Here is a 22,328-nt window from a genome sequence, read left to right as displayed (position 1 = left end):
TCTATCCAACTAAAGAATCAACAGAGTTCCTAACCCCAAGAACGTCACAAAACCTACAACATCGGTTACTGTTGTTAACACCACAGCACCTGACAAAGCAGGATCAAACTTTAATTTATCCAAAATCAAAGGAATATAAACACCCGATAGCGCCGCCACCATAATATTTGCCATAACAGCAATACCTATAACCAAGCCAATAACGCCACTATCAAACCAATACCAAGTCACCAAGCCAATAACAACCGCCCAACCCACGCCATTAAACAAGGCGATACCTAGCTCTTGCTTACTCAATAACCATGAATTTCTAAATGTCACCTGCTTAGTCGCTAACCCCCTAATAATAAGTGTCAATGTCTGACTACCGGCAATCCCTCCCATAGACGCAACAACCGGCATCAATACAGCTAAGGCCACCACTTGGCTCAGTACTGCTTCAAATAAACCTATAGTCCACGATGCTAAAAATGCTGTTAGTAAGTTTAATCCTAACCAAACAGCGCGTTGCCGTGCCCCTTTAAAAACAGGAACAAATAGATCAGCAGATTCATTAAGACCAACTTTGGCCATAAATTGTGATTCGAAATGCTCCCTTGTAATCCACAAAGCTATAGCTTGTGTAATACACCCCACAAGCCGCCCATCATTATCAACAATGGGTAAGGAATATTCGCCCGAATGCTCTAAAGTTTCGGCTGCGGTCATTAATGGATCACTCCCAAGCACGGGACTCGACACCGTTTCAATCATCCCTCGCACCATCCGTATTGGATCTTTCTCTTTAAGCAGTACAGAGACAGGGATAACCCCTAGAAACAGCCCCTGCTTATCAACTACAAAGACCTGATCAAAAAGTTCCGTCGTTCCTCTCTTTAAAGCTCTGATCGCATCTCTTGTTTTTGCATTCGGCGGAATAGTCACTATATGATGATCGGCATAACGACCTATATGCTTTTCATCAAATTCCGCCGCACCTTGATACCAACTTTTCTGTTTGGAATCTAAATAACCGAATGCTTTTTCAATCAGCTCTTCGGTTAGGTTATCTGATAACTCAATCAGACTCTCAGCATCTAACGACCTTAAAATAAGATCTAAAGTGCTTTCATCTAGTGTTAAAAGAATAGAATCCCGCGCCTGATAACGCATACCCAAAAGCACTGAAGTTTTTTGCTCATCGGGAACTTGTTGCCAACGTGCACAACGGCTTTCAATAGGTAGCGATTCCAGTAATAAACTGATTTCAGTGGGTACTAGCTGCTCAACCGCATTATCAAAAACAACGGACGGGCTCTCTTCTGGGGTATTAAGTTGAGATACAAACCCTTCAAGATCTTCTTTTTTTTCTATTTCATTCATTCAAGAGCCTAAAACATCAAATAATTGATACGAAGTCATAGATATGCACACTTTGTTGTTCATCAAACAATCCTACGATCTAAAAAGTAACTCTATCTAAAGGATCAATAGATAAATAACGAACAGAAAACAGCAGGTTAACGGCTCTAATATTGACATTACTCGCTTTCATTTCATGACTCAATTTATAACCGAAAAATTACCCATTATTCTCTTTAACTATGTTAAAAGGGGCGTTTAACTGTACATATATTACCAATGGACTCTACAATTTAATTTTACATTCAAGCTAGCCCATACCCTCCATCTACAGGATAATGCCGATCTAGCTTCTATCTCTGTTACATCAAAAAACAGACGGTAAAATAAAGAAAATGAGAGCCTCACCACTTGAATATAAGCACAGTGCAGTGTGCTAAGTAGTGAGATTAACCATAGAACACAAGTCATATTTTTAAGGATAGTTCATGAAAGTTGCAATTTGGGGCGCAGGCGGAATTGGTTGCTACTACGGAGTAAAGCTACTTAACGCCGGTCATCAGGTTACTTTTATTGCACGAAGCGAACACCTGGAAGCAATGCAAACTAAAGGACTTAGACTGCAGCATTCATCTATCAATTTCCAAGGTCCTGTGAATGCACTAAGTCAGGCAGAGTGGTCTGATAAATATCAATGCAATGACTTCGATCTCATCATCCTCTGCCTTAAAAGCACAGCCACTGCAGCTGTCATGGATGAAATGGCCTCTTGGTTAAAACAAGGCAGCTGCCCTATTCTATCCCTACAAAACGGTGTAGATAATGAAGCGCAAATAGCCGCCGTTATTGGCCAAAAAAGAACGCTAGGGGGTTTAGCCGTTAGAATAGGTGGACATATTACCCAACCGGGAACAGTAGAGGCTGACGGTATTGCGCAAATTATATTCGGGCAATGGCCGAACACTCAAAAGCCGACAGATACAGCTTTATTAAACACACTATATGAAATGTTTAGTGCGGCTGATATTGATATTCAAGTCAGTGATGACATCCGTCGCGAGCTCTGGCGAAAACTCCTAATCAACAACGGTGTTAATCCGCTATCTGCCCTAACGGAATTAAATACCCGACAGATAACATCAGAACCTCATTTAGGCCGAACCGTTTACAAAATGATGGAGGAAGCCGCTCAAGCAGCAAGTTATGACAATGTGACCCTAACAAAAGTAGATGTGGATGAAATGTTCACACTGATCAGTAATTTTAATGCGATTAAAACATCGATGCTGGTCGATTTAGAAAAAGGTAGGCCTTTAGAACAGGATGCCATTAGTGGCGCAGTCATTGAGCGCTGCCTAAAACTCAAAACCCCTGCGACGACAACAGAGCTCATTGATACATTATTACGTATTAAATGCGACAAGCTCGCTCAGATAGAAAATAACTAAGGCATCCAAACAGATTATAGATAGGCGTCACTTTGTAAGAGCTTTAGCAAACCCGCGACCTGATGCTTTCACTTCGTACAACGCCCTATCTGCCTCGGCCATCAATTGGCTCAAAGTCTGAATATCATCATCTAACTCAGCCACACCAATGCTTAAACTAAAATGAAGTTTCTCAGCCTCTATATCAACCACTTCAAATTTTGCTAGTTCTGAAATCCGGTTCGCAATCATCAATGCTGTATTTCTTTCAGTCTTCGGCATCAAGATACCAAACTCTTCGCCACCTAAACGAGCTAACAGATCACCTTGGCGTATATTTCTCTCTAGAAATGCGGCCATACTTTTTAATACTTGATCACCTGCATGATGTCCATATTGATCATTAATTCGTTTAAAATAATCAGCATCAATCATTAAAAAGCTTAATGACTGATTACTTTTCTTAGCTTGCTCAAAAAGCGCCTCGCCAAACTCTACAAAGCTACGGCGATTATATAAATGAGTTAAGCTATCTTTAGTCGCTAAAATTTCTAGCTGCTGCCGATGAGCATCTTTTTCGGCTTCCAAATTTTTACGGGAATTAATATCTAGATGAATCCCAGAGACCCTTAATGGGGTTCCTGCTTTATCTCTCTCCACCACTTTACCCTGCGTTAAGACCCAAACCCACTTGCCGCTTTTATGCTTCATCCTTAATTCATGCTGATAGTAGGCAGTCACGCCATCTAAATGATTTTGCAAAGCAGTTTCCACAAGTGGTAAATCATCGGGATGAACTAAACTACGCCACGTATCAAAGGTAACGGGCATTAACTCTGCTAATGTATAACCGAGCAGATCAGCCCAGCGATCATTAAATTGCACCTGCTCAGTTTCAAAGTTCCAAGTCCACGTACCGACATGCGTAGCCCAAATCATTTCTTCTAACATGCTTCGCTCAATAGCTAACTCATTTTGTATATCCGCCAATTTTTGGTTACTACGCAATAAAAAGAGATAGCCCATAATTAATGAAAAGAGTAAGGCAATAGCCAGTACTATAGACAACTTGTACTGCTCCCAAACATCTAACAGGGAGATAGGTAAATCATGATCAAAAGGCGGGAAACGCTGTGTACGCAATAGATGAGTGATGCTCGAATAGTTCGCAGGTATATCAAAACCACCGATATTCATAGCTACCGAGTACGCATCATCTGGCGTTAGCTTCAGCAACTCTGCAACTACATATTTTGTTACCTCATTATCAGTATAAGGTAATGCAGCAAAAGGCCATTCAGGATAAAGCGTTGTTGATGATAGTAAAGGGAACGACATTAAAGACTGCTGATTAACGATCTTAACTTGCTCGAGTAACAGATCTCCTTCCGTGACCATCTGCTCTAACACTCCCGTTCTCACAAACCCTGCATCCACATCACCCGACAGAACTTTTTTTACAACTTGATCATGGGGCATACCTAATTCAACGAGTTCGAGACTATCATGCAAACCTTCGAGCTGACTCTCCAATGCAAAGGCTTGCATCTGATATCCGCCCAAAGAAAAAGAGCTAACAATAGCCACTTTTTTATTCTGTAAACTCTCTAGATTGGTGATTGAAGCGTTATCCGCTTTAGTGAAAATAACGCCACCAAAGGATTTAATAAACTGCTCCCCTGTTTTATTTACCATAGTCAAAATAGGAGAGGAAAGCCCATAACGCTCTTGCAGGTACATATAAAAACTGGGGTTCGCCAATACATAAGCGACACTGCGATTTGATACTGCCCGCTCTAATTCATCAAAATAAAAAGCTTTGATCTTAAATGAATAGTTTGGGTTCTTACTATTTAAAAGGTTGGCCAGTGAATCCCACCGCTGGTTAATAACTGCTTTATCTCTAACAGCAAGCACACCAATAGTAATTTCATCGGAAACCATTGCTGACAATCCAGGACTATAGCAACAAACAGCTATACAGAATCCTAATAAGCACCTCGATAATCTATTTTTCATAGGCTAACAAAGCTCGGATCAACAAGGTTCTTAATATTCACAGGTTCCTTAATCAAGGCTGATTGCGTCATAACCTGTACTATCTCCCCGCCTACTCGATCGAGTTCTGATGGGGTTCCTTTCATTAAGCGCTGGTTATTCGATCGGTTGGGTAGAAGTAAGCCTTCGAACAAAAAAGGAATTAAATCCGGCTCCATTCCTAAACGAGGAGCCATACGGTATAGAGCATCTTCTCGCTGTACATCAAAATGACGCAGCGCCCTAAAATGTGCATCAATCAGATGGGTAATTTGCTTTCGCTTATGTAAAGCTTCTGTTTTTACCGCCAAAACATCTAAAATTATTTCCGGCATTGATCGGCTATCAAAGAGTTTAAACCCGCCCGCCATAATTAACTTTCTGGCCACAGGTTCGTAAGTGATAACGCAATCAACTTTTCCATCCAGCCAAGCAGTCTCTTGATCATCTATAGTGATATCCACAACGGTAATATCATCTTTAGTGAGCCCGGCTTGATCTAATAGATGGCTTAATACAACCGCACCTACTGCTGAGGTTTCAACACCAATGCGTTTACCTTTTATATCGGAGAGTTTAGATAACCTTGTACGCGAAATAACTTGATCCGCGCCAGCCGATATATCTAAGATAGCAACAACTGTGAGTTCGATCCCTTCTGACCTAGCTCGTATCACTTCATCAAACGTTAAAGTCGCAGCTTCGACTTTACCTTCTTTGATTAATTCCAGTGACTCACTGGCAGAATAAGTATCTTGAAACCTTATCTGTGCAGTATCCACCCAGCCCAATTGATCAGCGAGATACATAAACGTATAACCGGGCCAAACATGAGTAGCAACAACCAATGGATCTTTAGAACTAGAACAACCATTAAGTAACGTGAGCAAAAAGATAAAACAAGCAGTAAATAGTCCCTGTAGAAAATTCCGTTTTTGCATATTTATCACTTAACGAGAACAAGTAGGATAAGTGTAGATTAATGAAACATAAAAAACAGCCATAAGTCTGACTTAATCATGACCCTTATCACATAAATAAAATTAACCTATACAAAAACGGCCAAATCTACACCTACTTCGAGAGGAGGACTATAAAAACCGACAGATAAACAGGAATAAGGCTAATGAGCAGAATTCTGTACAAAAAAATCAGATCGCAAGATGCTGGCGAATTTAATGCAAACGCAGAAAGGTATCTTCTATTAACTGATCGATACACGGATTATCTTTATTTGTCCGTATATAGGCGCGAAGCCCTATCAATTGAATCTGTAAAAACTGTGCCAAACGACGAGTATCGCTTGAGGAACTAATCTCACCTGCGTCCTGAGCACAAATAATCACAGCTTCCAGACCATCCTCCATCATATTTAACAGACGTTTAGATTCAGCTAAAAGCTCAGCATTATCTTCAGTAAGCTCTGACACAGTTTTAACCAACATACACACTTCACTGGGTGCATCATCTTGCTGCCGCTTAACAATCGATCTAATAAACAACTTAAGTGCTTCTAGTGGTGAGGAGGTTTGCTCTTGGCACTTTTGCATATGTCGAATATTAGCATCTGTATAGCACTTTAACGCCTCTTTAAACAAACCCTCTTTACTACCAAAAGCGGCATAGATACTGCCAGGTCGCATATCTATATGATCCTGTAGATTCCGCATAGATGTGGCATGAAAGCCTTTTTCCCAAAATAAGTTAGTAGCTTTCTGAATCACCACTTCCCTATCATGCTTTATTTGATTAACCATCGTCTTTCATCACCAGCTGAACATTTGTTCAAATTTTAACTTGAACATTCATTCAAGTCCAGCTAAGCTAGAAAAATGAACAATCGTTCAATAACTTTAACCACAAAAAAATAAATGCAATTACGCACTATTTTTTAATGAGTACCTTTTCTGGAGATCATATGAAAACCTTTACTCTGCACACCATGGAATCCGCGCCTGAAGGCAGCAAAGCTCTTTATGAAACATCATTAAAAAACTTTGGCATGATTCCCAACTTACATGCAGTTCTTGGTGAAGATCCAGCAACACTCGAAGCTTACCAACGTTTACATGACCTATTTCAACAAACAGCTTTTGATGCAGCAGAACTAACTGTCGTTTGGCAAACCATTAATGTAGAACATGATTGCGCATATTGTGTTCCTGCCCACAGCATGATTGCTGATATGATGAAAGTTGATCCTGCAGTAGATCAAGCATTAAGAAATCAGACAAAAATGCCTACAGATAAACTGCAAGTACTCCATGAAACCACGCTTTCAATCCTACGTAACCGCGGCCACTTAACTACTGAAGAGCTAGAAAAATTCTATACTGCGGGTTATGAGCAAAAGCACATCCTTGGCATCCTGCTCGGCTTATCACAGAAAGTTATCAGCAACTACACTAACCATATCGCTAAAACACCCGTTGACGAAATGTTCAAAGCCTTTGTTTAACAGCGATAATTAAACCTAGTCGATTCATTCAGAGTATTTCACAAAAGCAGTCTGTGGAATGCTCTTAAAAGGTGGGACAGGCATGATACAACAATCAATCGGTTTTGATGTTTATGGAACCCTTGTTGACCCTGTTGATATGGGCCAACACTTAGAGCAACTCATCGGCACTAAGGCAAAAGCCTTTGGTCAGCTATGGCATGATAAGAAAGTAGAGTACGCCTTCCGTCGTGCTTTAATGCAACAGTACGAAGACTTTAGTGTTTGTACGTTACAAGCATTACGCTACTGCATGGCCACCTTTAATATCGCATTAACTGAAGATGAGCAACGCCATTTAGTAAGCGAGTTTGCAAACCTTAAAGCCTTTGATGATGTTATTCCCGGCCTAATTAAACTGCAGGAAAAAAAACACCTGTTATCTGCTTTTTCCAATGGCCCGGAAATCGCTGTTCGCAAACTGCTTAACAATGCATCCGTATTACCCCTTTTAGACCATGTTATCAGCGTAGATGACCTAAATACCTATAAACCGAATCCTCAGGTCTATCAATATTTAATGAAACGTACCCAAGCCAACACAGAAAATAGCTGGATGGTGTCTAGCAATCCTTGGGATGTGATTGGCGGGAAAGCTGCTGGCTTAAAAGCCGCGTGGATAAAACGAGACGCAGGAAAGATCTTTGACCCTTGGGATATTGAACCTGACCTAATCGTCAAAGATTTAGTCGAGTTAAGCGAAGAAATAGACGCTTAATTTAAAAAATAATGCTTCATAACTCCTCAGTAAAATTAATATGACAAATACATATACGCCACCAAAAGTTTGGCAGTTTGATGAAGAAAGCGGCGGAACTTGGGCTAAAGTCAATCGCCCTGTGTCTGGCGCTACACATTCTGCAGAACTCCCCATAGGCGAGCACCCTTTTCAGCTTTACTCAATAGCTACACCCAACGGCCAGAAAGTGACCATCATGCTTGAAGAGCTATTAGCTTTAGGCGTCAGCGATGCAGAATATGATGCTCACCTAATCAATATTGGTGAAGGGGATCAGTTTTCCTCTGGCTTTGTCGCCGTAAACCCTAACTCAAAAATCCCTGCATTAATGGATCACTCAGAAAGCAACTCTTCCACTAGAGTGTTCGAATCTGGAGCGATTCTGTTATACCTCGCAGAGAAATTTGGCAAGCTGCTATCCAAGAATGTAACAGAGCGTACAGAAGTACTTAATTGGCTTTTCTGGTTACAAGGTTCAGCCCCTTACCTTGGCGGCGGATTCGGTCACTTTTACGCTTATGCGCCAGAAAAGTTTGAATACCCTATCAACCGTTTCACTATGGAAGTTAAGCGTCAACTCGACCTGCTCGACAAGCAACTAGCGGACAACAAGTTTATCGCAGGAGACAGCTATACCATTGCAGATATAGCCATTTGGCCTTGGTACGGTAATCTTGTACTCGGCAAGCAATATGATGCGGGGGAATTTCTCGAGGTAGATAGCTACCAACATGTAAAACGCTGGGCTGAAGAGATTTCACAACGTCCCGCCGTTCAACGGGGTCGAATCGTCAATAGAACCTGGGGAGAGCCTTGGGAAAATCTAGCCAATCGGTATAACGCCTCTGACATCGACCAAGTTTTAAAGCTAAAACCTAAGGTGTAGTTAAGGTGCAGTCAGCCCCATCACAGACACCGGGGGCACAAAACCTCCACTAAATCCTCTATCTATATAGGTAGAGGATTTTTACAGCACATACCAAAGTAACATTGGCAGTGAAGCAAAGCCCATAAAGGTCGATACAATAACCAACCCAGCCACCTCTTGTGGCCTTTGATCATAGAGCTGCGCAAACAGATAACTAAAGACAGCAGCAGGCAGAGAGCACTGTAGAATAACTACGCCTGCAGCGGCGCCACTTAGCCCCATTCCCCAGACAATACCTAGTCCAACACCAACGCCCATTCCTAATCTTAAAAAAGACAAGCCAAAGGCCGTTTTCAGGCCTCTAATTTTAAGACTGGCAAGGGAAACCCCCAGCGTAAACAACATCAAAGGTATTGTTAGATCACCAATCAACTTAGTCGTATTGAATAACCACTTAGGTACAGTTAAACCGGTAAAGAGAAACAAAGAGGCTAGTAAGGTCGCTGGAATAATCGGCATTTTTAGCAACGACATTAAGGTAAATTTTCCAGAGACAAACGCAACCCCCACCGTTAACTGCAACACGACATAGACTGTAAAGAAAGCTATCGCTAGGGCTAGCCCTTCATCACCAAAAGCTAACAGACAAAGAGGTAGACCGACATTACCCACATTAGGCCAGCTCAACGCTTGCAGAAAGGCACGATGGGGTAGCTTAAGAAGGGCAAGGATAGTCCCCCCAATCACAACAAAAGAAAGATTGGCAATAAGCGCAGAGAGGCCCATTTTCCATAAATGAGATATTTCCAACTCCACTGTTGCTAAAGCATAAAAGACTAAACTAGGGGTGCCAAAATAAGTGACTATAGATGTCACCAATCCGGTATCAAAATCTTTACCACTCTTCGACCAACCATAGCCAATAGCTACACAGACAAAGACGGGCGCTAGAATGGAAAAAATTTCTGAAAACATAAATCTACAACCTAAGACGTTTTAACAAATTAAATTTAAGCCGTTAAGAATAATATCTAACAGCCTTAGCGCAACTAAAACTCAACGTGCCTGCAATCGGTATTGCGAAGGCGTACAGTGAAAGTGCTTACTAAAAGCTCGACTAAGCGCTTCCTGACTTCTGTAGCCATAACGGGAAGCAACCGCCTTAACACGCTCACCCCTTTCCAGATCTTTACGCACTAAAGCTAAGCGCCACTCCCGAAGATACTGAGCTGGATTCTGACCAACACAGGTTTTAAAACACTCCATAAATTGGCTTCTAGATAATCCAGCAATATCAGCAAGATCTTCGATATGCCATTCAAATTCAGGACGCTCATGAATAGCCACAATCGCCTTACAAATCCGGTCATCCGCCAAACCAGCAATCAGCCCCGTTTTCTCAATATCTGATTGAATCGCATGCCTTAATAAAATAACGACCAAGACCTCAAACAAACGCTGGATAGTCGTTGCACGGCCACAACGCGCCTCAACAATCTCACTCAATATTAGCTGACTAAGGTCTTGAATTGAACGCGCTTGATCAACAGCTAAAACGATCTTCTTAGGTAGAGCCTGCACAAGAGGGTTCGCCTCGCCCCCCATATCAATTGACGCTGCAACAATCAGCTCATCCCTAGTCGAGTGAACCACTTCTGACTTGAGAGGCCAAAACTCTATACGCCTAATCTCCCCGCTTTCAACACAGCCGAATAGAAATAGATTCGCAGCGCTTAAATCGTTAACAATATCTGCCCTTAAATCAAAGCGAGATATCAATGCAGAAAGGCGATCCGGTTTACTCATTGAGGATTTAATACCTACTAAAAGCCAAACAATACCGGACTATAAGTCATACAAAAGAGACTTTTCAAGACAATTTATCCATTATTATATAAATCTAATCACTGAAGTTGTGATAAATAACCAATATGACTCACGAATCAACTTAGCCTTAGGAATATTGCAGCATGGAAATCGACTACTACTTCACCAGTATTTCACCTTTTACCTATCTAGGTCATTCTCATTTTTTAAAGATAGCCAAAGAAGCTGGCGCACAAGTAAATTTCAAACCCGTCAAACTAGGTGAAGTGTTTGCTGAATCCGGCGCAACGCCCTTACCGCAACGCCCAAAAAGCAGACTAGACTACCGCTTAATTGAACTTGGACGTTGGGCGAAGAAACGTGGCCTGCCGATCAACAAGCAGCCAAGCTTTTTCCCAACCAGCCCCGTTTTAGCTGACAAGTGCATTATTGCGCTTCAAGCCTCAGGGGCAGAAGCCGGAGCAGTCATTGGCCAGATTTTAGCCGCCTGCTGGGAACACGAAAAAGACATTGCCGATGAAAGCACCCTCAGAGAGATACTCAAGGCACACAATATTGATGCGGATGTACTACTCGCTAGCGCACAATCCCAAGCCATTGAAGAGATCTACACAAGCAACACCAATGACGCCATTAACGCCGGTGTGTTAGGCGCTCCCTCTTATCTACTTAATGGCGAACAGTTCTGGGGACAAGATCGATTGGAACTACTTGAAGAAACTTTGAAACAGTAAGAGAAGCCAAAGCGAACGCCACGAGCTAGACACAAAAAAGCCCTGCGCTAAGCAAGGCTTTTTCGTTTTAATAGATGGCGGTCAGGGAGGGATTCGAACCCTCGATACCTTGCGGTATACACGCTTTCCAGGCGTGCTCCTTCGGCCACTCGGACACCTGACCATCCTGCATTGAGTGCGGCATAAAGCTGCTCATCAACGCGGCGCGAATTGTAACATAGACTCCCCTATCCGCAAGGTATTTAACGGAAAAATTCAGTGATCATTTGATCTTCGGGTATTTGTCGCAAAATAAACGGATTAGACGGTGCAAGAAAAGAGAAAATAAATCGATTAATGCCTAGATACAACGATCATATTTTCTAAAGTCACTGGAGGATTAAATTAAAAGAGGAGTGCTAACTAACAGGAGAAGAAAAAAAGCCCAGCTTAAAACTGGGCCAAAGTAATACCTGGAAGGTATAAAACTATCAAGTAGACTTAATTAACTTAGTCCGCTTGACGACGTAAGAATGCTGGAATATCTAAGAACTCCATGTCATCCGTACCTGTCTTTTGCAGAACAGGCTGTTCCTGTTCTATCTCTCTATGTATTTCAATCGGTTCTGCTTTCTGTCTTTGAGCGCTATCTTTGCGTGCTGAACGCATAACCGCAGGTAGTTCCAGCTGATCAAAATCAGAAACAGCGCCTGAAGCAGCAGCTACAGCGGAAGCACGTCCAGTACCTGTATTAACCACATCCACCTGTTGCTGGCCTGCACGTCCAAGACCTGTTGCAACAACAGTGACTGTTAATTCATCAGTCAACTCTGGATCAATTACTGTACCGACAACGATAGTAGCGTTCTCAGAAGCGTATTCTTCAACAATATTACCCACTTCTGAGAACTCACCCAAACTAAGATCAAGACCCGCGGTGATATTAACCAAAATACCACTCGCCCCCTTCAGGTCCACATCTTCAAGCAAGGGGCTTTTAATCGCAGCTTCAGTCGCTTCTGTTGCACGATCTTCACCACGGCCACTACCGCTACCCATCATCGCCATGCCCATTTCAGACATAACGGTACGGACATCTGCAAAGTCGACGTTGATCATACCCGGACGGATAATAAGATCAGCGATACCTTGTACAGCACCTTTCAAAACATCATTACACGTATTGAAGGCATTAAGCAGGCTAGTATTTTTACCTAGCACTGGCAGTAATTTTTCATTTGGAATAATGATAAGAGAATCTACATTCTCTTTAAGCTCATTAATCCCTTCATCAGCAATTTTAAGGCGTTTACGGCCTTCAAAAGAAAAAGGTTTTGTCACAACAGCGACCGTTAAGATTCCCATCTCTTTGGCCACTTCAGCAATAATAGGTGCAGCACCTGTACCTGTACCGCCACCCATACCGGCAGTGATAAAAACCATATCGGCCCCTTCAAGCATTTCGCCGATACGTTCACGATCTTCAATCGCTGCATGACGACCTACTTCAGGGTTTGCACCCGCACCCAAACCTTTGGTCAACTCACCACCGATCTGAATAACTGTTTTCGAGTGCATGTTATCTAATGCTTGCGCATCCGTGTTTGCACAGATGAACTCAACACCATCAACTTCAGAATTAACCATGTGCTGTACAGCGTTACCGCCGCCACCACCAATACCAATTACTTTAATTACGGCGCTTTGAGGAATATTATCCGCTAACTCAAACATACCGATCTCCTTCCAGTTTTTACGCTTATTTTAATTACTTAGCGTTTATTTAATGATTCATCCGTTTAATAAACAGGGTTTCAAAAATTACCTTGAAACCATGTTTTCATTTTATTCAACATACTCGCTTGCTGCTCAATCACTTCTACCTCAGCTAATTGAGCGCCAGACTCTCCGCCTTGATCATCATAGGCGTACTGCAGTAACCCCATACTTGTTGCATAAACAGGATTACCTAAAATATCTTCCATTCCTCGCGTACCTTGAGGAGACGCTAAGCGAACCGGCATATGAAAGATCTCTTCAGCCAATTCAACAGCACCCTCCATCTTGGATGTGCCTCCCGTCAACACAATGCCCGCAGCCACTAACTCTTCGAAACCACTGCGTCGAAGCTCAGCTTGAATCATATTGAATAATTCTTCGTAGCGAGGCTCTACAACTTCAGCTAATGATTGACGAGATAAAGTCCGTGCCGGACGATCACCTACACCTGGAACATTAATCATTTCATCCGGTGCGGCTAACTGAGCCAATGCACAGGCGTACTTAATTTTTATATCTTCTGCATGCTGCATAGGCGTGCGCAACGCCATTGCAATATCATTAGTAACTTGATCCCCTGCAATCGGAATCACTGCCGTATGACGTATAGAACCACCCGTAAAAATGGCGATATCAGAAGTACCGCCACCAATATCTACCATGCATACACCTAGTTCTTTTTCGTCTTCCGTCAATACGGAGTAACTAGATGCCAACTGTTCTAAAACAACATTGTCCACTTCCAGACCACAACGGCGGACGCACTTCTCTATATTTTGAGCGGCATTGACAGAACCCGTTACTAAGTGAACTTTGGCTTCCAAACGTACACCGGACATGCCTAAAGGCTCACGAATACCCTCTGAACTATCGATCTCATACTCTTGTGGCAATATATGTAGAATTTTTTGATCGGCAGGAATAGCAACAGCCCGTGCGGCATCAATTACCCGCTCTAGATCAAACTCGGTTACTTCACCATCTCTCACAGCAACAATGCCATGTGAGTTCAAACTACTAATATGATTACCCGCAATCCCAACAGCAACAGAATGGATTTTACAGCCAGCCATCAATTCAGCTTCTTCGACCGCACGCTGAATAGAGCTCACCGTGGACTCGATATTGACCACCACCCCCTTTTTAAGACCTTTTGAGGGATGGGATCCAATTCCAACAATATCAATTGTACTGTCGACATTAACTTCCCCAACCAAACAAACCACTTTGGAGGTACCAATATCGAGTGCAACAATCATATTTGAGTTAGCTACCATATTCACACGCCGTACATTAATTATAGGCTGCCTTATTTTCACTTATTACCATTAATAAACCAACCTATTTTCGATGAATTTTTTTATATTTTGACTCTTTATTTTATATCTATAAAGCATCGCAATAAATTCACTCTATTTTACTTATCGGCCAAACAAAAATATATATTAGGAAAAAAGTTCAAATATTTCAAAACACTAGCGCAATCTAAACAGATAAAACAAAATCGTACAATAAATATACACTGCTTATTCAACAGGTTAAAAATATATTAAAAATCAAAATTTAATATTGATATTTTAACAACAAATCAAAATCAATTTTTGAATAATCTAGTAGAGATCAAAATCTAAATTTGATTATTCACGTAAATATCAAATTTAAATATTGAATATTCGCGTAATTATCAAAATTAGGTTTTGATTATTTTTTAAAAAATTGAAGGACGCTTAAATTAAATTTTAATTCCGGTTTTTAACTATGAATCAGTTTCAGTTTGCCGATAAAAACACCACTTTTTCAGGCAATAGGTCGGAGCATTCCATCACAGTAACGCAGGTAAAAAGGATCTGAGTTAGCCCAATACACACTCGTTCAGCTCTAGAAGCACAAGGCGAGTCCCGCCAACACAATAGAAATAGCTCACTCTTATGCCGTAGCCATCAAGACGAAGAGAACTAAGATCTACTACAAGGACAGCACTTAACGACGGTAACTATAACCCGTATCCATTTCGCGCCAGTTTTCAAGATGGGGCGCTTCTTTCAGGTAGGCTCTTATGGAGGTATTCCCATCCGCAAGAAAGGAAGAGTCTAAAAAGTTATCGAGCACTTCGGCACCTTGCCCCTCAGCAGCTTGCAAGCAGAAAGCTAAATAACGGGGGAAAGGCAAAATGTCATTACGCCATAATTGGCCACTGTAGTATTGGCCGACACGCTCATAATATTCCTGCTCAGAGGCGCATTTAGTTTGCCTATATGCAGTATCTGTATTGGTCGTGCACATAAAGCCTCTCGACACTCCCTCTTCGGGATGAAACGTATCGACTTCTAACCAATCATAACGATGCTCTCGCTCATAGAGCGCATGATAAGCATCATCACTACATTCAAACTGTGAACAGATGATCGTTGAATCCCTAGCTTCAAGCGTAGAACAGCAAGCAATCTCTTGTGAATCCGCCGTGGCATTGTGGCGGCTAAAGAAAACCACCCCAACCTTATTAAAAACTCGTTTATAACCTGATACTTCCACAATGCGAAAGTTTTCTAGACTCGGTACCGTTTCCCGAGCAGAGCCTTCAGACAAGAGCGAGCCGTAACCAATGATTGATTTCATTACTGATCCGTTTCTGATGCCCGCGCCAATAGATCGGAACTGAGTTTTTTCTTCCCTTCAGCTCCCAGCTTTTGCAACATAGCCACTTGATTCACTAAATTACCTCGCCCACTGCTAAGACGTTTATGAGCTGTATCAAAAGCCTGTTGAGTTTTATGAAGGTTACGCCCTATATCGTCAATAGATTCAACAAAGCCGACAAACTTATCGTGCAGCTCTCCACCCCGCTGTGCGATCTCTTTCGCATTTTGATTTTGATGCTCATAACGCCAAATATTATGAATTGTACGTAGCGTAACCATCAATGTGGATGGACTAACTAACATGATATTTCGGTCAAAAGCTTCTTTAAAAAGATTCGGTTCTTTCTCTAAAGCCAATAGAAACGCGCCTTCGATAGGAACAAACAGCAGTACAAAATCAAGGGAGCGAACACCTTCTAGCGTTTGGTAAGCCTTATCACTCAAGCCTTTAATATGGCCCCGTATCGACAGAAGGTGCTCCCTTAAAAAACGCTGCCTTGCGCCATTCTCACCTTTAGATGTATCGGCAGAGCAATACTGCTCGTAAGCAGTTAAAGAGACTTTAGAATCCACAATCACATCTTTACCATCAGGTAGATGGATAATTGCATCTGGCTGGTAGCGCTTACCCTCCTGTGATGCATTTACCTGTAACTCGAACTCACTCCCTTTGCGTAAGCCGGACTCTTCTAGGACTCTCTCTAAGATGACTTCACCCCAGTTCCCTTGGGTCTTACTCTCGCCTTTTAAGGCATTCGTAAGGTTAACCGCATCTTCACTCATCTGCTGATTAAGCTGTTTCAGCTGGCTAATTTGTGTGTATAAGGCTTGTCTGTCTTTCGTTTCTTTATCGTACACATCTTCGACACGGCGCTTAAAATCGCCAAGCTGCTCACGTAAGGGGGTTAAGAGATGGCCTAAGTTTTCTTTACTCGTCTCAGAAAAACGCTGGGCTTTTTCATCAAAAATACGGTTGGCCAGATTTTGAAATTCTTGCTTTAACTGCTCGCGCGCTTTTTCTAATGTCGCTAGTTTCTCTGCTTGCGCCTCTCTTTCTGCATCTAAACGCGTTTCCAACTCCGCAACCACTTCACAACGATCTGATAACTGGAAAACAGTTTGTTCCAACTTTTTTTCTAATTTGTTTTTTTCTGTCACTAAGTTGTCTAGCAAAGGTTCTATATAGGCCAAACGCTCCTCTAACCGAGCCCGCTGCATATCCAAGCCATGATAACGTTCATTCAGTTGCTGAAACTCAGATTTAAGCTGAATATGCTCCTGTCGCTCAATTTCTAGTGCCCCTTGAGCTTGCAGAAGCGTTTGTTCTAACTGATCATTACGCTCACTCAATTGACGGCGCAACGAAGAAAACATTAATTTGGCAACAACAAACGCCACAACCAACCCAGCTACAGTACCTATTAACAAACTTCCTACATCAAGCTGTGTTAGCGATGGCATCATTAAATTACCAATATAAATATAAAACAGGGATAGAAAGAATAACTAAAGGCGAGGTCAACATTAATGCCTTAAATTCACCAAACATCTGTTGAATCACTATGACATGAACAACAGGGAAGGAGATAAAGACACAAAGTAATGCGATCCACCATTCCAAATTGATAAATCCGTAAGCAGCAGAGAAAACAAGAGTTAGGGCTGCAATATTGCCCAACATAACAATAGTCACCATACCGTTACGCGTACTCGCAAACGGGGGTTTCTCCTCTTCAGACAGTTTATTTAACGCCCCTGCACTCAATGCAGCAGACATAGAAACAACTCCTGTCACTAAGAAAATAATCAGTGGATCAATAATAGGCACGCCGGTACTCCATAAAAGTAATAAATCAGACCGCATTGTAAGGCTTTTATCTATAGCTGTTAACTGACTGTTTGTACGGATACAAAAGCACAAGCCATAAATGTAAAAATCGATCAGGCTTTCTACCACTCAGCGCTCTATAATGAATACGCCAATTAATGCTCTAGAGGAACTTTTATGCTAAAAGCAAGCAGGCTCTTATGGCTTTTTCTCTTGCTACCACTGCCCATATATTCTGAGTCTACTCCCGCCTATCGCGTTATTGATGACAGCTATACCGTCTGCGATACCCTCGATCAATATAAGCAACTTCTGCACTGGTCTCTGTATGCTGTAGGAACGCCGCCAAAAACAGGCTGCCGCCCAGCCCCTGCCAATGCAAAAGCCATTATCAAGCAGTGCCCAGAAAGTGATATTATTATCTGCCAATTTGAATTGAGCCCTGTTGACGGCAGTCCCCTGCTAAATGTCTGGGCCAGTAAAGTGATATTAAGGGCTGAAAAGCCATAGACAGAGAAGATATACGTGGAATTTCTGGTAAACGAAGCCGTTGAAGATTATGCCTTTCAAAGTACAACTCCTGAACCTGAGCTTTTACAGGAGTTAATTGATGAAACTAATAAAAATATGGGTTGGCCGCAAAAGCTATCGGGCCGTCTAGTGGGGCGTACACTTAAATTATTAGCTCAGCTCCACCAGCCAAAAAATGTATTAGAGATTGGCATGTTTACCGGTTACTCAGCACTCTCAATTGCTGAGGGTATGCCTGAAGATGGCAAAATAATCTGCTGTGAAACCAATCCACGTGCCATAGAGTTTGCACAGACCTTTTTTGACCGCAGCCCTCACGGTCATAAAATTGAAGTTATATTTGGTAAAGCGCTGGAAACTATAGAGACTCTCGACATTCAGTTAGACTTTACCTTTATTGATGCCGATAAACGTAACTACCTAAATTACTACCATAAAGTGCTAGAAATGACTCGCCCAGGCGGACTTATTGTTTTAGACAATATGCTGTGGTCAGGTAAGGTATTACAACCCGAATCAGATATAGATGATGTACTGGTTGATCTAAACAAAGAGATTGCCACAGACCCTAATGTTGAAAACCTATTCCTTACCGTAAGAGATGGAATGAATGTGGTGAGGAAAATTCGCTAATGTCGTATTTAATTAAAAGCTATCAAACCGATATCCCCTCTCTAGAAAAAATAGACGGGGGTCTCACCATGATCAACTCAGAAGATTATGCGATCTCAACCGCCGCTGAACTTTTAGATCTCTATTTAGAAACTGACAACAGCGCCCCTTTAATGCCACTCTTAATTAAACTACGTGATGAAATCATTGAAGACTTAGATCAAGTAGGTTCAGTTAAAGAGATCTACGGCCTAATGTATTGGCTATTGGGTGACAAGGGAATCGATAACCGTGGTGAATCATTAGAAGAAACCGCTGATAGACTCGGCGACATTGATATCGAGAATGATAGCGATCAATACACCGATATTATATTCCACCTAAAAGATGCAGTCGAAAGACTGTACGATTTAGAACTCGAATCAGCCTAATAACTCTTTTAATAAAATGGAGGCGGTATGCGAAAGCGCGCTAAGCTATTTTGGTGGCTACTGTCTTCTAGTCTGACATTTCTTTTACTTCTGCCCATCGCTCTATACTTTCTTTCGCCGATACTTGCCCAAAAAGGGCTTGAACACTGGTTACAAAAGCAAGAGTTTTCCCATGTTGAGTTAGTTATGGAGCCTCCAAGCTGGGATTCACTGCGAATAGAAAAGCTCAAATTGCAAAAAAACCAAACCGGCAAACAGATCACCCTTTCAACAGAAAATATCCTACTGCGTTTTAACCCTGTCGATCTGTATCTACGTCAGCGCCTTAGCTTAATCCAACTGCCAAAATCGGATATTACCATCACCTATTTAACGGACAGTATTGAAACAGAAGAGAGCAACGACCTTATCGATTTAAGTAATCGTCTACCTCAGCAATGGTTCAAAAAAATACCTGTAGATCTTATCCAAGTTGGCGAGCTTAATCTCAACCTAGATTACCCCTCCGATACGGCTGATTGGCGTTTTAGCGGTGCGCTACTTTTTGATGGCGAAGAACTCTATAGCCGCGTAAAGCACTACCGCAACAATAAAAACCTAGGCTGGGGCGATCTAAAACTCGGTTACGATAACCATTTTTACCTACGGCTTCTGGAAAATGATAATCCATTTATCACTATAGATGGCGCACTTTCTTATACCGACCAACTCCAATTGAATTCAACCCAGCATATAGATGTCGCGGGATTACAGCGCTGGAAAAACAAACTATTCCCCACACTAACCAGCACCATTGCTAAACAGCGTAGCGCAGAGAACCCTTTAATAATCAATGGTCAACTTAAAACCCAAGGAATTACCAACTTCCCACTACGCACCCAGTTCACCCCTGACGCCCTTCTAGGCAGTATACAAACGCAGCAACAGATAAATGCGAACCTAAGCGTTGTTAACCCGACACCAGAGATCGAGCAAGCGAAAGCTGAACTTAATGGGCATATAAATTTTTCGCTCAGTCACTTAAAGGCATCCATCGATAAAACAAGCACGCTCACCCTGCTCAATATCAATCATGCGGCCTTAAGCCAGCCTATTCAAAAGCTCAACATCCAGTTTCAAAATACAGTTGATGTAGATTTAAACCTTGCAAAAGAAACATTGAAAGCTCCCCTATCGCCACAAATACAACCGTTGAAACTCAAGATCAATACCACGTCGATAAACTTACCTGATATAGCTATAGCGCCGCTGGAGCTTAATTTAAATCTGCAGAAACTAGACGTAATGCAGGGAGATCTACAAGGCCATGCAGAACTTCAAAAGGTCGATATACAACTACAAAAAAAGCAGCAACCGCTAATCAATCTGTCAACCGAATTCAAACTAAGCAAACAACAACTCAGTCATAACTACACACTCAGCTCACCAGACTTACCTGTCGTCATAAATGGTACAACAGCAACAGATATAACAACGTTCAACAGCCGCTTTAACTGGGAAATTAAACCTATCAGCTTAGCGACAGTCGACACGCCCCTGCGGAAATATTTCACTATACCAGCAGAACTTAGCCTTAAAGCAGGCAGCCTTTTTCATAAGGGTAGTGGTCAATTTAAAAACAACCAACTATCAATCAATGCCAACACGAGCATCCGAACAGCGACAATTGGCTGGGGCGAATCACTTATTGAACAACTAGATCTGGATTCCAAAACAGCACTTACCCCCTCTGGACGCTTAACTGATACAGGCAACATTAAGCTAGGAAAGGTTACAAATGGCATTGAGATCACAAAGGTCAGTACAAATTACAGCTACACGCAAGAGCGTAGCAAAAGGCGTGATCTCGTCTCTTTAAAAACGCTTACCGCTGAAATACTCGGTGGACGTATAAAAGTAAAGGATCTGGAGTTTGATCCGTTAAACCCAGACCTAGCAACACAACTTGATATTGAACAGCTTGATTTGGGCGAAGTACTTAAACTTGAACAGCAACAGGGATTATCAGGAGAAGGAAAACTCTCTGGTAGTTTTCCCTTACGTTACAAAGATGGCGAAATAAGCGTCAATAATGGCAAGCTACTTAGTTTAGCGCCTGGAGGGAAAATAATATTTTCACCAAGCGCTTCGGTTGCAGCTTACGCAGCCACTAACGTTGGTCTAAAAACAGCAATAGACGCTTTAGAAAACTTCCACTTTGAGTTATTAAATATTCAACTTAATTATGAACCCGATGGCACTGCGTTACTAACAACTCGCCTAAAAGGTAGTAATCCAGATTGGCATAACGGCCACCCCATCGACTTTACCATTAACGTTGAGGAAAACATTCCCAAACTACTTAAAACACTTCAATTCGCAGATAAATTGACGAGAACAATTGAGAAGCGTTATCGTTAAGGCAATTAAGACTTAAGTTATAAGTAAGCTACTATTGAGGAACGATCATGAAACTAACTTCTTTACTTCCACCCATGGCGCTTTTGATTGCGTTAGCTGGTGTTAGCGGATGTTCACCCCGTGTTGAAGTCGCCGTTCCTAGCGAACCCATCACAATTAATCTTAATGTTAAGATAGAACATGAAATTCTTGTTAAAGTTGATCGAGAGATTGATGATCTTCTATCTGAAAACAGCGATATTTTTTAAGGGAGCTTAAGTGATGAAACAGTTAAACCTACGTAATTTTATAGCGCTATTCGCACTCATGCTCTCAATTATAGCGACACCCGTTTGGGCGATTTCTATGGATGACGCCAAATCACAGGGGTTGATCGGGGAGAGAAGCAACGGATATATTGGTGTTGTTACCTCCACACCCTCTGCTGGCCTACGTAGCCTCGTCGATAATATCAACAATAAACGCCGCGAAGCCTATACAAAACGTGCAGCTAAAGCGGGCGTAGAAAGATCCGTTTTTGAAATCCGTATGGGGCAACGTCTACAGCAACGTACACCTGCTGGACAATATATCCAGCTTCAAAACGGTAATTGGCAAAAGAAATAACCGGCGTATCTACACCTCTACGAACAAGAACCGCTCTATATAAGATGCTCTTG

22 protein-coding genes and 1 tRNA gene are annotated in these 22,328 nt (G+C 41.9%); 11 read left to right on the top strand and 12 right to left on the bottom strand.

What is annotated here, in order from left to right; all coding sequences use genetic code 11:
* Positions 1-9 precede the first annotated feature (9 nt).
* On the bottom strand, positions 10-1,362 hold the full coding sequence (locus tag Q4486_RS02940; protein ID WP_303415487.1) for a magnesium transporter: 1,353 nt from the start codon (positions 1,360-1,362) through the stop codon (positions 10-12).
* A 467-nt stretch (positions 1,363-1,829) separates the two neighbouring features.
* Here Q4486_RS02940 and Q4486_RS02935 point away from each other — a divergent pair, with 467 nt between their 5' ends.
* Positions 1,830-2,789, top strand: coding sequence for a ketopantoate reductase family protein (locus Q4486_RS02935; RefSeq protein ID WP_303518214.1), 960 nt, complete (start codon positions 1,830-1,832; stop codon positions 2,787-2,789).
* Positions 2,790-2,816: 27 nt separating this feature from the next.
* Here the strand turns inward: Q4486_RS02935 and Q4486_RS02930 are convergent, their stop codons facing one another.
* The 3 genes from Q4486_RS02930 to Q4486_RS02920 all read right to left on the bottom strand — a co-directional run bounded on the left by Q4486_RS02930 (position 2,817) and on the right by Q4486_RS02920 (position 6,562).
* A complete protein-coding gene (locus Q4486_RS02930; RefSeq protein WP_303518211.1) occupies positions 2,817-4,712 on the bottom strand; it encodes a diguanylate cyclase in 1,896 nt (631 codons plus the stop codon).
* A gap of 71 nt (positions 4,713-4,783) precedes the next feature.
* Complete coding sequence (locus Q4486_RS02925) at positions 4,784-5,746, bottom strand: ABC transporter substrate-binding protein (protein ID WP_303415490.1); 963 nt, start codon at positions 5,744-5,746, stop codon at positions 4,784-4,786.
* 234 nt (positions 5,747-5,980) lie between these two features.
* On the bottom strand, positions 5,981-6,562 hold the full coding sequence (locus tag Q4486_RS02920) for a TetR/AcrR family transcriptional regulator (RefSeq protein ID WP_303415491.1): 582 nt from the start codon (positions 6,560-6,562) through the stop codon (positions 5,981-5,983).
* A 161-nt stretch (positions 6,563-6,723) separates the two neighbouring features.
* Here Q4486_RS02920 and Q4486_RS02915 point away from each other — a divergent pair, with 161 nt between their 5' ends.
* The 3 genes from Q4486_RS02915 to yghU all read left to right on the top strand — a co-directional run bounded on the left by Q4486_RS02915 (position 6,724) and on the right by yghU (position 8,927).
* Positions 6,724-7,263: a carboxymuconolactone decarboxylase family protein gene (locus Q4486_RS02915; RefSeq protein ID WP_303415492.1), complete on the top strand. Its 540-nt coding sequence runs from the start codon at positions 6,724-6,726 to the stop codon at positions 7,261-7,263.
* Between the two features lie 82 nt (positions 7,264-7,345).
* Positions 7,346-8,020 carry a haloacid dehalogenase type II gene (locus Q4486_RS02910; RefSeq protein ID WP_303415493.1) on the top strand — a complete coding sequence of 225 codons (675 nt, stop codon included), beginning with the start codon at positions 7,346-7,348 and terminating at the stop codon, positions 8,018-8,020.
* Between the two features lie 40 nt (positions 8,021-8,060).
* Positions 8,061-8,927 (top strand): glutathione-dependent disulfide-bond oxidoreductase, encoded by an 867-nt coding sequence (gene yghU, locus Q4486_RS02905; protein WP_303518209.1) that lies wholly within the window; start codon positions 8,061-8,063, stop codon positions 8,925-8,927.
* Between the two features lie 81 nt (positions 8,928-9,008).
* On the opposite strand, the gene Q4486_RS02900 is transcribed toward yghU, so the two are convergent.
* Complete coding sequence (locus tag Q4486_RS02900) at positions 9,009-9,884, bottom strand: AEC family transporter (protein WP_303518206.1); 876 nt, start codon at positions 9,882-9,884, stop codon at positions 9,009-9,011.
* Positions 9,885-9,965: 81 nt separating this feature from the next.
* Complete coding sequence (locus Q4486_RS02895; protein WP_303415496.1) at positions 9,966-10,715, bottom strand: AraC family transcriptional regulator; 750 nt, start codon at positions 10,713-10,715, stop codon at positions 9,966-9,968.
* Positions 10,716-10,879: 164 nt separating this feature from the next.
* Between Q4486_RS02895 and Q4486_RS02890 the strand changes: the two genes are divergently transcribed.
* Complete coding sequence (locus tag Q4486_RS02890; RefSeq protein WP_303518203.1) at positions 10,880-11,470, top strand: 2-hydroxychromene-2-carboxylate isomerase; 591 nt, start codon at positions 10,880-10,882, stop codon at positions 11,468-11,470.
* Positions 11,471-11,545: 75 nt separating this feature from the next.
* Here Q4486_RS02890 and Q4486_RS02885 read toward each other — a convergent pair.
* The 6 genes from Q4486_RS02885 to Q4486_RS02860 all read right to left on the bottom strand — a co-directional run bounded on the left by Q4486_RS02885 (position 11,546) and on the right by Q4486_RS02860 (position 17,731).
* Positions 11,546-11,633, bottom strand: a tRNA-Ser gene (locus Q4486_RS02885).
* 326 nt (positions 11,634-11,959) lie between these two features.
* Entirely contained in the window at positions 11,960-13,183 is a 1,224-nt protein-coding gene (gene ftsZ, locus Q4486_RS02880; protein ID WP_303415498.1) for a cell division protein FtsZ, read from the bottom strand.
* 80 nt (positions 13,184-13,263) lie between these two features.
* Complete coding sequence (gene ftsA, locus Q4486_RS02875; protein WP_303415499.1) at positions 13,264-14,505, bottom strand: cell division protein FtsA; 1,242 nt, start codon at positions 14,503-14,505, stop codon at positions 13,264-13,266.
* Positions 14,506-15,208: 703 nt separating this feature from the next.
* Positions 15,209-15,844 (bottom strand): gamma-glutamylcyclotransferase, encoded by a 636-nt coding sequence (locus Q4486_RS02870; RefSeq protein WP_303518201.1) that lies wholly within the window; start codon positions 15,842-15,844, stop codon positions 15,209-15,211.
* The gene (rmuC, locus tag Q4486_RS02865) at positions 15,844-17,331 is read right to left on the bottom strand and encodes a DNA recombination protein RmuC (RefSeq protein WP_303518199.1); all 1,488 of its coding nucleotides are present in this window, start codon (positions 17,329-17,331) and stop codon (positions 15,844-15,846) included. Before rmuC ends, Q4486_RS02870 begins: the two co-directional genes overlap by 1 nt.
* A 4-nt stretch (positions 17,332-17,335) precedes the next feature.
* Entirely contained in the window at positions 17,336-17,731 is a 396-nt protein-coding gene (locus Q4486_RS02860) for a hypothetical protein (protein ID WP_303518195.1), read from the bottom strand.
* A 141-nt stretch (positions 17,732-17,872) separates the two neighbouring features.
* Here Q4486_RS02860 and Q4486_RS02855 point away from each other — a divergent pair, with 141 nt between their 5' ends.
* From Q4486_RS02855 to Q4486_RS02830, 6 genes are read left to right on the top strand one after another with little or no spacing between them, the layout of a single operon-like run.
* The gene (locus Q4486_RS02855; RefSeq protein ID WP_303415503.1) at positions 17,873-18,205 is read left to right on the top strand and encodes a hypothetical protein; all 333 of its coding nucleotides are present in this window, start codon (positions 17,873-17,875) and stop codon (positions 18,203-18,205) included.
* Between the two features lie 15 nt (positions 18,206-18,220).
* Positions 18,221-18,859 carry an O-methyltransferase gene (locus Q4486_RS02850; RefSeq protein ID WP_303518192.1) on the top strand — a complete coding sequence of 213 codons (639 nt, stop codon included), beginning with the start codon at positions 18,221-18,223 and terminating at the stop codon, positions 18,857-18,859.
* Positions 18,859-19,269 carry a hypothetical protein gene (locus Q4486_RS02845; RefSeq protein ID WP_303415505.1) on the top strand — a complete coding sequence of 137 codons (411 nt, stop codon included), beginning with the start codon at positions 18,859-18,861 and terminating at the stop codon, positions 19,267-19,269. Before Q4486_RS02850 ends, Q4486_RS02845 begins: the two co-directional genes overlap by 1 nt.
* A 27-nt stretch (positions 19,270-19,296) precedes the next feature.
* Positions 19,297-21,669, top strand: a complete 2,373-nt coding sequence (locus Q4486_RS02840) for a YdbH domain-containing protein (protein WP_303518190.1) — start codon at positions 19,297-19,299, stop codon at positions 21,667-21,669.
* A 47-nt stretch (positions 21,670-21,716) separates the two neighbouring features.
* On the top strand, positions 21,717-21,917 hold the full coding sequence (locus tag Q4486_RS02835) for a YnbE family lipoprotein (RefSeq protein ID WP_368389426.1): 201 nt from the start codon (positions 21,717-21,719) through the stop codon (positions 21,915-21,917).
* Positions 21,918-21,930: 13 nt separating this feature from the next.
* Positions 21,931-22,275: a YdbL family protein gene (locus Q4486_RS02830; RefSeq protein WP_303518187.1), complete on the top strand. Its 345-nt coding sequence runs from the start codon at positions 21,931-21,933 to the stop codon at positions 22,273-22,275.
* Positions 22,276-22,328 lie beyond the last annotated feature (53 nt).

It is taken from the genome of Neptuniibacter sp. 2_MG-2023 (assembly GCF_030547495.1).
Classification (GTDB): Bacteria; Pseudomonadota; Gammaproteobacteria; order Pseudomonadales; family Balneatricaceae; genus Neptuniibacter.
Note: the sequence above shows the minus strand (reverse complement) of the source record. Positions and strands in the feature narration are given on the sequence as shown.